The organism is Aquabacterium sp. OR-4 (assembly GCF_025290835.2).
Taxonomy (GTDB): Bacteria; Pseudomonadota; Gammaproteobacteria; order Burkholderiales; family Burkholderiaceae_C; genus Pseudaquabacterium.
The window spans coordinates 1,327,754-1,341,319 of record NZ_JAOCQD020000001.1; the positions used below are offsets into that span (position 1 = coordinate 1,327,754).

General features: G+C 71.0%; 10 protein-coding genes. 8 read left to right on the forward strand and 2 right to left on the reverse strand.

Annotated elements, in window-relative coordinates:
• Positions 1-22: 22 nt before the first annotated feature.
• Positions 23-1,009: a hypothetical protein gene (locus N4G63_RS05675; RefSeq protein ID WP_314599442.1), complete on the forward strand. Its 987-nt coding sequence runs from the start codon at positions 23-25 to the stop codon at positions 1,007-1,009.
• A 137-nt stretch (positions 1,010-1,146) separates the two neighbouring features.
• On the opposite strand, the gene aceA is transcribed toward N4G63_RS05675, so the two are convergent.
• Complete coding sequence (aceA, locus tag N4G63_RS05680) at positions 1,147-2,463, reverse strand: isocitrate lyase (protein ID WP_260785676.1); 1,317 nt, start codon at positions 2,461-2,463, stop codon at positions 1,147-1,149.
• Positions 2,464-2,883: 420 nt separating this feature from the next.
• On the opposite strand from aceA, the gene N4G63_RS05685 reads away from it, so the two are divergent.
• The 5 genes from N4G63_RS05685 (at position 2,884) to N4G63_RS05705 (ending at position 10,137) form a co-directional block, all read left to right on the forward strand.
• Positions 2,884-6,447 carry a hybrid sensor histidine kinase/response regulator gene (locus tag N4G63_RS05685; protein WP_314599443.1) on the forward strand — a complete coding sequence of 1,188 codons (3,564 nt, stop codon included), beginning with the start codon at positions 2,884-2,886 and terminating at the stop codon, positions 6,445-6,447.
• A complete protein-coding gene (locus N4G63_RS05690; protein ID WP_314599444.1) occupies positions 6,444-7,622 on the forward strand; it encodes an HD domain-containing phosphohydrolase in 1,179 nt (392 codons plus the stop codon). The genes N4G63_RS05685 and N4G63_RS05690 overlap by 4 nt, the downstream gene beginning before the upstream one ends.
• Positions 7,623-7,706: 84 nt before the next feature.
• Complete coding sequence (locus N4G63_RS05695; protein WP_260785672.1) at positions 7,707-9,026, forward strand: hypothetical protein; 1,320 nt, start codon at positions 7,707-7,709, stop codon at positions 9,024-9,026.
• Between the two features lie 13 nt (positions 9,027-9,039).
• Positions 9,040-9,495 carry a type 2 periplasmic-binding domain-containing protein gene (locus tag N4G63_RS05700; RefSeq protein ID WP_260785671.1) on the forward strand — a complete coding sequence of 152 codons (456 nt, stop codon included), beginning with the start codon at positions 9,040-9,042 and terminating at the stop codon, positions 9,493-9,495.
• Between the two features lie 108 nt (positions 9,496-9,603).
• Positions 9,604-10,137: a hemerythrin domain-containing protein gene (locus N4G63_RS05705; protein ID WP_260785670.1), complete on the forward strand. Its 534-nt coding sequence runs from the start codon at positions 9,604-9,606 to the stop codon at positions 10,135-10,137.
• Between the two features lie 37 nt (positions 10,138-10,174).
• Here the strand turns inward: N4G63_RS05705 and N4G63_RS05710 are convergent, their stop codons facing one another.
• Complete coding sequence (locus tag N4G63_RS05710) at positions 10,175-10,654, reverse strand: Lrp/AsnC family transcriptional regulator (RefSeq protein WP_260785669.1); 480 nt, start codon at positions 10,652-10,654, stop codon at positions 10,175-10,177.
• Between the two features lie 175 nt (positions 10,655-10,829).
• Between N4G63_RS05710 and aptA the strand changes: the two genes are divergently transcribed.
• Together aptA and N4G63_RS05720 are read left to right on the forward strand one after the other, a co-directional pair.
• Positions 10,830-12,140, forward strand: coding sequence for an omega-aminotransferase AptA (aptA, locus tag N4G63_RS05715; protein ID WP_314599445.1), 1,311 nt, complete (start codon positions 10,830-10,832; stop codon positions 12,138-12,140).
• A gap of 99 nt (positions 12,141-12,239) precedes the next feature.
• On the forward strand, positions 12,240-13,565 hold the full coding sequence (locus tag N4G63_RS05720) for an NAD(P)/FAD-dependent oxidoreductase (protein WP_314599446.1): 1,326 nt from the start codon (positions 12,240-12,242) through the stop codon (positions 13,563-13,565).
• Position 13,566 lies beyond the last annotated feature (1 nt).

Sequence of the window (13,566 nt, forward strand, 5' to 3'; positions counted from 1 at the left end):
GCCGCCGCAGGAGCCCGACACCATGACCACCACTGCCACCGCCACCCCGGGCCACGGCCCCGCCGCGCGCCAGGCCGGCCTCTCGCGCGTGCAGCGCTTTTTCACCCTGATGCGGCGCGAATGGCTGCAGCACCGCATCGGCTGGTGCGTGCTGCTGGTGGCGCCCACGGCCTTGATGCTGGTGCTGGGCGTGTTCGACCGCAGCCTGATCCAGGTGCAGCTCGACGATGAGAGCTTCATGGTCGAAGGCCTGCACCAGGCGCCGGCCGTGCTGCAGGCGCTGCTGCTGGGCCTGGGTCTGACTGCGGCCACCGTGGTGCTGGCGCTGCTGAGCCTGGGCTTCCAGTTGCCCGGCCTGGCACGCCGCGACGTGCAGGACCGCTCGATCGAGTTCTGGCGCTCGATGCCCAGCTCGCACTCGCAAAGCCTGGCCGCCACGCTGCTGATGCATGTGCTGGTGCTGCCCTGGGCCGCGCTGCTGGCCGGGGCCCTGGGCTCGCAGCTGGTGGCCTTGACGGCTGTGGTCTCGGCCCATGGCCTGGGCGCCTGGTTCGACCTGCCCTGGACGCCGATGCTGGCGGCTGGCGCCGCCCTGCTGCTGCGCGCGGCCTGGGGCCTGCTGCTGGCGGCGCTGTGGCTGTCGCCGCTGATCCTGCTGACCATGGCCGCGTCGGCCTGGCTCAAGCGCTGGGGCGTGCCGGTGGTGGTGGCGGTGGGTCTGGCGGCGGTGCACCTGCTCGATCCGCGCCTGCCGCAGCCCTGGTTCCGCCCGGCGCTGAACCGCCTGATGCGGGAGGTCGTGTCGGCCTTGATGACCGCCTCGCCGCTGCAGGGCGCGCATGTGGCCGAGCCGGCGCACATCGTCGAGTGGTTGCCCGACCTGCCGGCCTGGGCGCTGCGCGATGCCGGTGCGGCGCTGGCCCACCTGGCCTCGCCGGCCTTTGTGCTGGCCCTGGCGCTGGGTGGCCTGGGCTTTGCGCTGCTGGTGTGGCGGCGCCACGTCGGCTGATCAGCCGGCCGCGTGCGGACACAAAAAAGGCCCGGCAATGCCGGGCCTGTCAACCGAGGCCCAGGGTTGCCGGGCCGCGTTCTCTCTCTGCAGTACGCGGCGCCGCAGGGCCGGTGGGCCCGGCGGCGCTGGGAAGATCAGTGGAACTGCTCTTCCTCGGTCGAGCCGGTCAGCGCCTTGACGCTGGACGAGCCGCCCTGGATCACGGTGGTCACGTCGTCGAAGTAACCGGCGCCCACTTCCTGCTGGTGCGACACGAAGGTGTAGCCAGCTTCGCGGGCGCGGAATTCGGGCTCCTGCACCATCTCGGTGTAGTGCTTCATGCCTTCGCCGCGGGCATAGGCGTGGGCAAACTGGAAGGTGTTGTACCAGTTGATGTGGATGCCGGCCAGGGTGATGAACTGGTACTTGTAGCCCAGCGCCGAGAGCTCGTCCTGGAACTTGGCGATGGTCTTGTCGTCGAGGTTCTTCTTCCAGTTGAAGCTGGGCGAGCAGTTGTAGCTCAGCAGCTTGCCGGGGCTCTTGGCGTGCACGGCCTGGGCGAACTCGCGGGCAAAGCCCAGGTCGGGCGTGCCGGTCTCGCACCACACCAGGTCGGCGTAGGGCGCGTAGGCCACGCCGCGGCTGATGGCCTGCTCGAGGCCGTTCTTGACGCGGTAGAAGCCCTCGGGCGTGCGCTCGCCGGTCAGGAAGGGCTTGTCATTGGCGTCGTGGTCGCTGGTGATCAGGTTGGCGGCCTCGGCGTCGGTGCGCGCCAGCACGATGGTGGGCACGCCCATCACGTCGGCGGCAAAACGCGCGGCGATCAGCTTCTCGCAGGCCTCTTGCGTGGGCACCAGCACTTTGCCACCCATGTGGCCGCACTTCTTCACGGCGGCCAGCTGGTCTTCGAAGTGCACGCCCGCGGCACCGGCCGCGATCATGTTCTTCATCAGTTCGAAGGCGTTGAGCACGCCGCCGAAGCCGGCTTCGGCATCGGCCACGATGGGCAGGAAGTAGTCGATGAAATCCTTGCTGTCCGGGCCGATCCCGCGGCTCCACTGGATCTCGTCAGCGCGCTTGAAGGTGTTGTTGATGCGGCGAACCATGGTGGGCACCGAGTCGTACGCGTACAGCGACTGGTCGGGGTACATGGTTTCGCTGGTGTTGCCGTCGGCGGCCACCTGCCAGCCGCTCAGGTACACGGCCTCGAGGCCGGCCTTGGCCTGCTGCATGGCCTGGCCGGCGGTGATGGCGCCGAAGGCGTTGACATAGCCCTTCTTGGCACCACCGTTGATCTTGTCCCACAGCACCTCGGCGCCGCGCTGGGCGAAGGTGTACTCGGGCTGCAGGCTGCCGCGCAGGCGCACCACATCGGTGGCGCTGTAGCCGCGCTTCACGCCCTTCCAGCGCGGGTTTTCGGCCCAGTCCTTCTCGAGGGCGGCGATCTGCTGTTCGCGGGTGAGCTTGCTCATGCTGAGGTTCCTTCGGTTGAAACGGGAGGGGAATGAAAGCAGTGACGGGCTCTAGCGTAGCGCCGCGCCAGGTTTTTCGGAAGACTTATGTCTTATAGAAGAGTTGAATTCAATCTCAATTAAATCAACTACTTGCGAGTCAGATTCCATGATGCGGTATGACGTTCTTCGTCATGGAAAAAGATGCTGCGACGCAGCATGCATTCATTTCACATTCAGAAATCGACATTTCTTGATGTGAAATGCGCTGCGGCGCGGCACGCCGGCCGGTGCGGCACACGCCATGGCGATGGCGACACCGCTTGATCTGTGCCTACATCGATGATCTTTTCGCAGGCTGGCCCCCGCCCGGGTCGGGCCAAGATCGGCGCCGTTGCCTCTGCCTGCGTCTCCCGGGGCCGGCACCTGCTTGCGCCCGCCATGTCCCAGCCCACCGAACCCATCGCCCCGCCTGTTGCATCGCCTGCCCGGCCCGCGCCGCAGCTGGCGCGCCTGGCCCACGCGCTGCAAGCCTTGCTGACCGCGGCGCTGGCGCTCAACCTGCTGCTGCTGTGGGTGGTGCACGACGCCAGCCAGCGCAACCTGGCCGCCAGCGCGCAGCGCGAGTCGGCCCGCGCCGAAGTCAGCCGCCTGGTGCAGGAGACCGACCTGCTCTCGCACCTGGTGCAGGGCTACACCACCACCGGGCAGGTGCGCTACCTGACCCTCTACTACGAGATCCTGGGCGCGCGCCAGGGCGAGCGCCCGTCGCCCCAGGGGGCCGACCCGGTGGCCTACTGGCGCGAGGCGCTGGCAAGCCAGGCCAGCCAGACCAGCCAGGTCAGCCCGGCCGGCGCCGGCCAACCGCTGCCGGCACCCCCTGCGCCCCTGAACGCACCGCCGGCCACCGCCCAGCCGCTGGTGGAACGCCTGCGCATCCAGGGCTTTGCCGACACCGAGCTGGCCGCGGCCACCGAGGTGCTTGACGCCGCACGCCCGATGCAGGCGATCGAGAAGATCGCCTTTGCCGCCACCCAGGGCCTGTACGACAAGCAACTGCGCAGCTTTGTCGACGATGGCAAGCCCGACCTGGCCTATGCCATCGAGCTGGTGCACTCGCCGATGTACGAGTCGCTGCGCGCCGACCTCGACCGCGCGGTGCGCCAGCTGGCCGACGGCGTGGCACGGCGCACCCAGCAGCAGCTGGATGCCGCCGGCCTGCGCCTGCAGCAGGCCATTGCCGCCACGGTGGTGGTCAACCTGCTGCTGGTGCCGCTGCTGCTGCTGGCGGCCTACGGCATGCGGCGCCGGGTGCTGCTGCCCATCCGCCGCCTGGTGGCGATGGCCGAGCGGTTTACCGCCGGCCGCTTCGAGCGCACGGCCGCCGCCGACCCGGTGCTGCGCCCGCAGGTGGCCGAGCTGGCCACGCTGGCGCGCACGCTCGATGACATGGCCTGCGCCATCCGGCGCGAGCTCGAGCAGCGCGACCGCACCGAAGGCGCACTGGCCGCCGCGCGCGACCTGGCCGAGACCCACGCCCGTGCCAAGGGCATGTTCCTGGCCAACATGAGCCACGAGATCCGCACGCCGATGAACGCCATCATCGGCATGACCCAGCTGGCCCTGGGCACCGAGCTGGCGCCGCGCCAGCGCGACTACCTGGACAAGGCGCTGGGCGCCTCGCACCACCTGCTGGCGCTGATCAACGATGTGCTGGACTTCTCCAAGATCGAGGCCGGCGGCCTGAGTCTGGAGCACCGGCCCTTCCAGCTGGAAGACGTGCTGGCCCAGGCCGTGACCCTGGTGCGCCAGCGCGCGCAGGACAAGGAGCTGGAGCTGCTGTGCGACGTGGTCGACCCCTTGCTGCTCACCGGCCACGGCCGCCTGGTGGGCGATGCCACGCGCCTGGCGCAGGTGATCACCAACCTGCTGGGCAATGCCGTCAAGTTCACGCCCGCCGGCCAGGTGGTGCTGCGGGTGGACACCGAGCCCAGCCCGCCGGGCGACCCGGCCGCGCCGCTGCAGCTGCTGATCAGCGTGCGCGACACCGGCATCGGCATGACGCCCGAGCAATGCGCCGGCCTGTTTCGCGAGTTTGCGCAGGCCGATGTCTCGACCACGCGCCGCTTCGGTGGCACCGGCCTGGGCCTGGCCATCAGCAAGCGCCTGGTCGAGCTGATGGGCGGGCGCATCGAGGTGCGCAGCACGCCGGGCCATGGCTCGTGCTTCAGCGTGCACCTGGCGCTGCCGCTGGCGCCGGCCATCCAGCCGCTGCCGGCCTTGCCGGGTACGGCCGGCCAGCGCGTGCTGGTGGTCGACGACCAGCGCGACACCCTGGCCACGGTGCAGGCCCTGCTGCACCGCCTGGGCGTGGGCTCCCGCGGCCGCGTCTCGGCCGCCAACGACGCGCAGCAGGCCCTGGCCATGCTGGACGCCGCGCGCGCCCATGGCCAGCCCTTCGACCTGATGCTGCTCGACTGGGTGCTGCCCGACATGGACGGCGCCGAGGTGCTGCGCCGCGCACTGCAGGCCCAGCCCACGCTGCGCGTGGCGGTGATGACCGCCTACGGCTCGCCCCAGGTGGTGGCCGCAGCACGCGCCCAGGGCGATGTGCGCCTGCTCGACAAGCCGCTGCTGCCTGACGACCTGCGCGGCCTGTTCGGTGCCGCACGCACGCCGGCACCGCGCGGTGCCGCGGCGGCCGACGACGCGCCTGACCTGCACGGCCTGCGCGTGCTGCTGGTCGAGGACAACGCGCTCAACCGCCAGCTGGCGATCGAGCTGCTGGAAGGCCGCGGCGCCCAGGTGCGCTGGGCCGTGCACGGCCTGGAGGCACTGAACCGCCTGCAGGCCGACGGCGCAGCCGCCTACGACGTGGTGCTGATGGACCTGCAGATGCCGGTGATGGACGGCTACGAGGCCGTGCGCCAGCTGCGCCGCCAGCCCGCCTTCGACGCCCTGCCCGTGCTGGCCATGACCGCCAACGCCATGGCCGGCGAACGCGAGCAGTGCCTGGCCATCGGCATGCAGGAGCATGTGGCCAAGCCGCTGGACGCCGCGGCGCTGTTCGGACTGCTGGCCCGCTACCGGCCGGCCCACCCCTCGGCCAGCCCCTCGGCGGATGCCCAGACGGGAGGAACAGCCGTGCCCACGGCGCCGGCCGGCCCTGGCGCCGGCGGTCCGTCCATCGCAACCGCCACCGCGCTGGCGCCCGGCCAGCCTGCTGCGCCGCCGCCGCTGCCCGCGCTGCCGGGCATCGACAGCGCCCAGCTGCTGCTGCACTGCGACGGCAACCTGTCGCTGGCCCGGCGCATGCTCAGTGGCTTTGCGCAAGACCATGCCGACGGCATTGCCCACTGGGCCGACTGGCTGCGCGCGGGCGACTGGCCGCCGCTGATCCGCGCCGCCCACACGCTGCGCGGCCTGGCCGCCACGCTGGGCGCCGGCGCGCTGCAGGCCCGGGCCGACCAGCTGGAGCAGGCCGCCCGCGCCATGAACGCCGACGACACCGCGGCCGCACTGCCGCCGCTGGATCACGAGCTGGCGCTGCTGGTCAACGCACTCACCCAGCTGCGGGCCCAGCTGGCCACGCCGCCGGCAGCGTCCCCGATGGCCTTGCCCGCCAGCGCCACCACGGCCGCCAACGTCACCACGGCCGCCGGCGAGGCCCACGCCACCGCGCCCGGCCCAGCCCTCGATCTGCCCGACCTGCCGGCCCTGGTGCGCCTGCTGCAAGACAGCGACAGCCACGCGCTGACCTGGTGGCAGGACCACGAGGCCGCGCTGCGTGTCCAGCTGCCGCCGGTGCTGCTGCGCCGGCTGAGTGCGGCGATGTCGCGCTACGACTTCGACGCCGCGCTCGAGGCCCTGGCCGGCTGGTCGGCCGACACCCCCGCGGGCCACCCGGTCAACACCGACGGCACGCGCCCCAGCGACGGCACCGGCCACAGGCCCGGCCCCGTTTCCGCCCAACCCACGCCGCCCGACGGCGACGCCACGGCATGAATTTCGAACCCCTTGCCCGCCTGCTGCCCGATGCCGCCGCCGGCCCCGCGCGCGCGGCCCCCGGGCCGCTGCCCACCGATGTGGCGGTGCCGCGCACGGCCCCGGCGCGGGTGCTGGTGGTGGACGACACGCCGGCCAACCTGAGCCTGCTGGCCAATCTGCTGAACCAGACCTACCGCGTGCAGCTGGCCACCTCGGGCGCCAAGGCGCTGGAGCTGGCGCGCCGCACGCCGCCCGACCTGATCGTGCTCGACGTGATGATGCCGGAGATGGACGGCTACGAGGTCTGCCGCCAGCTCAAGGCCGATGCGCGCACCCGCCATGTGCCGGTGCTGTTTCTCACCGCGCTGTCGCGGCCCGAGGACGAGAGCCGCGGCTTCGAGGTGGGTGGCGCCGACTTCATCCACAAGCCCTTCAACCCGGCCACCGTGCTGGCCCGCGTGGCCACGCAGCTGCAGGCCAAGGCCTGGCAGGACGCCATGGCCGACCGCAACCGCTGGCTGCAGCAGGCGCTGCAGGAGCGCCTGGCCGAGGTGGACCAGCTGCGCGACGCCACGCTGTACGTGATGGTCTCGTTTGCCGAGTTCCGCGACGAAGAAACCGGCAACCATGTGCGCCGCACGCAGGAGTACGTGCGGGCGCTGGCCCAGTGGCTGGCCGACCAGGGCACCGACGGCTACCTGCTCGACGCCGAACAGATCGACCAGCTGGCCAAGTCGGCGCCGCTGCACGACATCGGCAAGGTGGCCATCCCCGACGGCATCCTGCTCAAGCCGGCGCGGCTGACGCCCGAAGAGTTCACCATCATGAAGTCGCACGCCGTGCGCGGCTGGGAGCTGCTGAACCGCGCGGCCGAGCACATGGGCCAGGCCGGCAGCCTGTTTCTGGCCTATGCGATGCAGATCGCCCGCCACCACCACGAGCACTGGAACGGCGGCGGCTATCCCGATGGCCTGAGCGGTGTGGCCATTCCGCTGTCGGCACGCCTGATGGCGGTGGCCGATGTCTACGACGCCCTGATCAGCCGCCGCCCCTACAAAGAGCCGATGCCGCACGCCGAGGCGCTGTCGCGCATCCGCCAGGGCGCCGGCCAGCAGTTCGATCCGCAGGTGGTGCTGGCCCTCGAAGCCGTGGGCCCGCAGCTCGAATCCATCGCCCGCCAGTGGCATGACTGATCGCCGCGCCCGCCCCGGCGGCCTGTTGGCCTGGTGGCCTGCAGGCCAGCCATGCTGGCCATGCCAGCCGTGAGAAAGAGACCCATGAACCTGTCCCCCCTTGCCCGCCGTGGCCTGCGCCGCCTGCTGGCCGGCGCGGCCCTGCTGCTGGCCGGTCTGCCGGCCATCGCGCAGGAGTTGTCGTGGTCAACCTACGGCACGCTGGGCTTTGCGCGCAGCGACGCCGCCTACACCTACCAGACCCACATCGACCGCAACGGCACGCTCAGCCGCGATTCGGTGCTGGGCGTGCAGGGCGACGTGCGGTTTGGCCCGCAGTGGTCGGCCACGGCCCAGCTCAAGCTGGCGCCCTCGGCCAAGCACGACAGCCGCTGGGATCTGGTGCCGGCCTGGGCCTTCGTGGCCTGGCGGCCCAACGACGACTGGCTGCTGCGCGCCGGCCGGCTGCGCCTGCCGATGTACCTGTATTCCGAGTCGATGGACGTGGGCCAGACCCACGACATGGTGCGCCTGCCGACCGAGCTGTACTCGGTGCTGCCGGTGCCCGATTTCAACGGCCTGTCGGTCGGCCGCAGCTGGACGCTGGGCGACGAGGGCCAGCGCGAGCTGGGCATCGAGGCCTTTGGCGGCGCCACGCGCTCCACCGCCCGCTTCTGGCTCAGCGAGGGCCTGGCCCCGGTGGTGCCGGCCGGTGCCACCTACTGGCCGGTGAAGGCCCGGCTGGCGGGCCTGGCCATCACGCTGCGCCAGCCCGATCTGCTGGTGCGTGCCAGCCTCAGCCGCTCGGCGCTGCAGCGCTCGGGCAACGAACCCTTTCCCAGCAACTACCCGTGGGTGCCGCTGGGCCCGGGCCTGGGCTACTACCAGGTCAACGACAGCCTGCCCGGCCCCGGCGTGCCCACGGTCACCACGGTGCACAACAGCATCGGCTCGCTGGGCGCCGAGATCGGCCTGGGCCAGGGTTGGCGCGTCACCGTGGAGGCGGTGCGCAATGTGCAGCACGACTCGCCCTTCGGCGTGGACGCCACGGCCGGCTATGTGGCCGTGTTCAAGCAGATCGACCGGCTCACGCCCTATGCCAGCCTGTCGACGCAGCGCTCGCGCCAGGGCACGCGCGACTGGTACGCGCGCCTGACCGCCAACCCGCTGCCGCAGGCCATTCCGGGCGCGGCGCAGATCAACGCCGCGCAGCAGCTGGCGGCCGAGGTGTTCTGGCCCGCCGAGCAGCATGCGCTGGCCATCGGCGCCTCGTACCGGCTCACGCCCGCCGTCAAGCTCAAGGGCGAGTGGCTGCACACCCGCATCGGCCAGGTCTCGCACCTGGTCGACACGCCAGCCGGCAGCGCGCCACCCCGCGACACCGGGCTCAACGTGCTGTCGGTCAACCTGAGCTTTGCCTTCTGACGGGAGATCGCACATGAACTCCCGCCACACCCCCACCCGCCGCCGCCTGCTGCGCGCCACCCTGCAGACCCTGGGCCTGGGCGCGCTGGGCCTGGCCAGCATGGGCCATGCCACCGAGCCGGTGCCGGTCTTGATTGCCCACGCCGGCCTGCCCAAGGCCGATGCCGCCACCATCGCCCGCCTGTACACCGGCCGCGCCATCGAGCTGGGCGGCCAGGTGGTCACGGTGGTCAATGCCGCCACCGGCAGCGCCTTGCGCGCCCGCTTCCTGAGCAGCGTGCTGCAGCAGGACGAAGAACGCTACCGCGCCTACTGGACGGTGCGCCGCCACGTCGGCAAGGGCGCGCCACCGCGCGAACTGGCCAGCAGCAGCGAGGTCATCGAGTTCGTGCAGAGCACGCCCGGTGCGATCGGCTATGTCGATGCCAGCGAGCTGCGCCCCGGCCTGAACATCGTGTTGCGCCCGTGATGCGGTGGCGGCGCCGGGGCCTGCAGGCGGCTTGATCCGGCGCAAAGGCCGCGCCGGGCGGCCGCGAAGAATGGGCTTCACCCAGCCAACCTGCATGAGGTGATTGCCATGACCGCCCGCACCCAGCGTGCCGCCCGCCCCAGCCGCAGCGCCCCGCCGCCCCTGCCCCCGCTGGAGGCGCTGGACCGCACCCACCACAGCATGATGGGCGTGCTCAACGATCTCCGGCACCTGGTTGAGCACCTCGAGCACCACGGCGTCGATGCCGCGGCGCGCCAGAGCGCCAAGGCGGTGTGCGCGTTCTTCAGCGGGCATGCCCGCCAGCACCATGCCGACGAAGAGGCGCTGATCTTTCCACCCCTGCTGCGCAAGAACGACCCGGTACTCACCCAGCATGTGCTGCGCCTGCAGCAAGACCATGGCTGGCTCGAGGAAGACTGGCTCGAACTGGCGCCGCAGCTGCAGGCGGTGGCCGAAGGCTACAGCTGGTACGAGCTGGAGGCCCTGCGCCACGGCGTGGGCGTGTTCACCACGCTGTACCACGAGCACATCGCGCTTGAAGAGTCGCTGATCTACCCCGAGGCGCGGCGCCAGATGGCCGCCGAGGCCGCCAGCCGCGACCAGCGCATCGCCTCGGCCTGAGCGGCGACGGCCGCGCCGTCCGCCACGGCCTGCGCCGCTACAGCGGCAAGGCCGTGGTGCGCTTGACGGTGCGCAGCACCAGCATCGAGTTCGAGCGCTCGACCCCGGGCAGGCGCATCAGCACCTGGGTGTGAAAGCGCTCCAGGTCCTCGGCGTCGCGGTAGCTGAAGCGGATCAGGTAATCGTTGCTGCCGGCCACGTAGAAGCAGTCCAGCACCTCGGGATGGTCGCGCACCGCCTGCTCAAAGGCGCCCAGCACGCGGTCGTTCATGGTCTGCAGGTTGATGATCGAAAAGCAGGTGCCGTGCTGGCCCAGCGCCTTGGCATTGAGCAGGGCCACGTAGCGGTCGATCACACCGGCGTCCTCGAGCGCCTTCACGCGGCGCAGGCAGGCCGAGGGCGAAAGGTGCACGCGCTCGGCCAGCTCGACATTGGAGAGCCGGCCGTCGGCCTGCAGCTCGCGCAGGATCTCGCGGTCGATCGCATCGAATTGCAGCTTCGGGCTTTCTGTTCGCATTTTCTGTCGTGTGATCGGTGCCTGAAGCTAGTTTATGCCGCGCCCTCGGTGCGGCGGCCCGATTTGCGCACGCACATTGCGCGCCAGCCTGTCTAGACTCCCAGGTCAACGCGTCCGCTGCAAACCCGTGTTGGCAGCCCGTTCGCCGGCCCACCCACCTGCAGGAGCTTTCTCGATGACCACGCCCAACCTCGACGCCTACTGGATGCCGTTTACCGCGAATCGCCAGTTCAAGAAGGCGCCGCGGCTGTTCGTCAAGAGCGAGGGCATGTACTTCACCACCGACCAGGGCCGTCAGGTGCTCGACGGCATTGCCGGCCTGTGGTGCGTGAACGCCGGCCACGCGCGGCCCAGGATCGTGCAGGCCATCCAGCAGCAGGCTGCCGAGCTGGACTACGCGCCGCCCTTCCAGATGGCGCATCCCAAGGCCTTCGAGCTGGCGCACCGCGTGGCCGAGCTGCTGCCCGAGGGGCTGAACAAGGTGTTCTTCACCAACTCGGGCTCCGAGAGCGTGGACACCGCGCTGAAGATGGCGCTGGCCTACCACCGCGTGCGCGGCGAGGGCCAGCGCACCCGCCTGATCGGCCGCGAACGCGGCTACCACGGCGTCAACTTCGGCGGCATCTCGGTGGGTGGCATGGTGGCCAACCGCAAGATGTTCGGCGCCATGCTGGCCGGTGTGGACCACATCCGCCACACCCATGATCCGGCGCGCAATGCCTTCACCGTGGGCCAGCCGGCCCATGGCGCCGAGCTGGCCGACGACCTGCTGAACCTGTGCGCGCTGCACGACCCGAGCACCATCGCCGCGGTGATCGTCGAGCCGGTGGCCGGCTCGACCGGCGTGCTGATTCCGCCCGCCGGCTACCTGCAGAAGCTGCGCCAGATCTGTGATCAGCACGGCATCCTGCTGATCTTCGACGAGGTGATCACCGGCTTCGGCCGCACCGGCAATCCCTTCGGTGCGCAGACCTTCGGCGTCACGCCCGACCTGATGGTGCTGGCCAAGGGCATCACCAACGGCTGCGTGCCGATGGGCGCGGTGGCGGCGCAGCAGCGCATCCACGATGCCTTCATGACCGGGCCCGAGCACCTGATCGAGTTCTTTCACGGCTACACCTACAGCAGCCACCCGCTGGCCTGCGCCGCCGGCCTGGCCACGCTGGACACCTACGCCGAAGAAGGCCTGCTCACCCGCGCGCAGCAGATCGGCGGCTACTTTGCCGAGGGCGTGCACTCGCTCAAGGGCGAGCCCCATGTCATCGACATCCGCAACATCGGCCTGGTGGGCGGCATCGAGCTGGCCCCGATTGCCGGCAGCCCGGGCAAGCGCGCCTTCGACATCTTCCTCGACTGCTACGAGCAGGGTGTGCTGATCCGCACCACCGGCGACACCATCGCGCTGAGCCCGCCGCTGATCATCGAGCGCGAGCACATCGACCGCATCGTCGACACCGTGCGCGCCGCCATCCGCCGCCACGCCTGAGCCGGCGCGGGAACCTGCCGCCCGAGCTGAGCGACACTCCAGCCGACACGCCTGCCGACACGCCTGACTGAACCGAGGGCCCTGCCTAGCGCACACCGTATGCCGTTTCTCAGCGCCGACCCGGAGCTCCGCCGCGATTCGTACTACGCCGCCACCGCGGCGCGCGGTGCTGGCTTTGCGGCGCTCGACGGTGATGCCAGCTGCGACGTGGCCATCGTCGGCGGCGGGCTGGCGGGGCTGTCGGCCGCCATCGAGCTGGCCGATCGCGGCTTCTCGGTGCGCGTGCTCGAGGCCGAGCAGGTGGGCTTTGGCGCCAGCGGCCGCAACGGTGGCCAGGCCATCCACGGCCTGAGCTGCGATATCGAGACCATCGAGGCGCAGCTGGGCCTGGCCGAATCGCGCCGCGTGTTCGACATGACGATCGAGGCGCTGGACCTGATCCGCGCGCGCTGCGCGCGTTTCGGCATCCAGGCCGACTGGCGCGACGGCTGGCTGGGCGTGGCCACCAGCCCGCGCAAGGCACGCGCGCTGCTGGCCGGCGCCGACCACCTCGCGCAGCACTACGGCTACCCGCTCGAACACATCACCCGCCATGACCTGGGCCGCTGGATCGAGAGCCCGCGCTACCACGCCGGCGTGTTCGATGCGCGCTCGGGCCACCTGCACCCGCTGAAGTACACGCTGGGCCTGGCCCGGGCCGCCGCCAGCCTGGGCGTGAGCATCCACGAGGCCACGCCGGTGACCGGGCTCACACCGTCCGAGCGGCCGGTGCTGCACACGCCGCGCGGGCGTGTCATTGCACGCCAGGTGCTGCTGGCCGGCAATGTCTACCTGCAGGGCGTGGCGCCGCGGGTCGAGGCGCGCATCATGCCCGCCGGCACCTACATCGTGGCCGCCGGCCCGGTGCCGCAGGCGCTGGCGCAACGTTTGATCCCCAGCGGCGCTGCGGTGTGCGACAACGACCTGGTGGTCGACTACTACCGCTTCGCACCCGAAACCGGCCCGCATGGCGAAGCGCTGGCGCGCATGCTGTTCGGCGGCCGGGTGAGCTACAGCACGGTGACCCCGGCCGCGCTGGCCGAGAGCATGCGCCAGCGCATGCTGGCCGCGCTGCCGGCGCTGGCCGATGTGCCGATCACCCAGGCCTGGGGCGGTTTTGTCGACCTGACCATGAACCGCGCCCCCGACTTCGGCCGCCTGCCCGAGGCGCCGCAGGTGTACTACCTGCAGGGCTTCTCGGGCCACGGCCTGGCGCTCACCGGCCTGGCCGGCCAGCTGGTGGCCCAGGCCATGGCCGGTGACGCCAGCCGCTTCGACAGCTTTGCCCGCATCCGCCACCGCCCGTTCCCCGGTGGCCGCCTGCTGCGCATGCCGCTGCTGGTGCTGGGCATGGCCTGGTATCGCCTGAAAGACCTGCTCGCCTGAG

Bases quoted from the DNA above. Each gene is read 5' to 3' on its own strand.
- N4G63_RS05675 (WP_314599442.1), top strand. From the start codon at position 23: ATGACCACCACTGCCACCGCCACCCCGGGCCACGGCCCCGCCGCGCGC.
- aceA (WP_260785676.1), bottom strand. From the start codon at position 2,463: ATGAGCAAGCTCACCCGCGAACAGCAGATCGCCGCCCTCGAGAAGGAC.
- N4G63_RS05685 (WP_314599443.1), top strand. From the start codon at position 2,884: ATGTCCCAGCCCACCGAACCCATCGCCCCGCCTGTTGCATCGCCTGCC.
- N4G63_RS05690 (WP_314599444.1), top strand. From the start codon at position 6,444: ATGAATTTCGAACCCCTTGCCCGCCTGCTGCCCGATGCCGCCGCCGGC.
- N4G63_RS05695 (WP_260785672.1), top strand. From the start codon at position 7,707: ATGAACCTGTCCCCCCTTGCCCGCCGTGGCCTGCGCCGCCTGCTGGCC.
- N4G63_RS05700 (WP_260785671.1), top strand. From the start codon at position 9,040: ATGAACTCCCGCCACACCCCCACCCGCCGCCGCCTGCTGCGCGCCACC.
- N4G63_RS05705 (WP_260785670.1), top strand. From the start codon at position 9,604: ATGACCGCCCGCACCCAGCGTGCCGCCCGCCCCAGCCGCAGCGCCCCG.
- N4G63_RS05710 (WP_260785669.1), bottom strand. From the start codon at position 10,654: ATGCGAACAGAAAGCCCGAAGCTGCAATTCGATGCGATCGACCGCGAG.
- aptA (WP_314599445.1), top strand. From the start codon at position 10,830: ATGACCACGCCCAACCTCGACGCCTACTGGATGCCGTTTACCGCGAAT.
- N4G63_RS05720 (WP_314599446.1), top strand. From the start codon at position 12,240: ATGCCGTTTCTCAGCGCCGACCCGGAGCTCCGCCGCGATTCGTACTAC.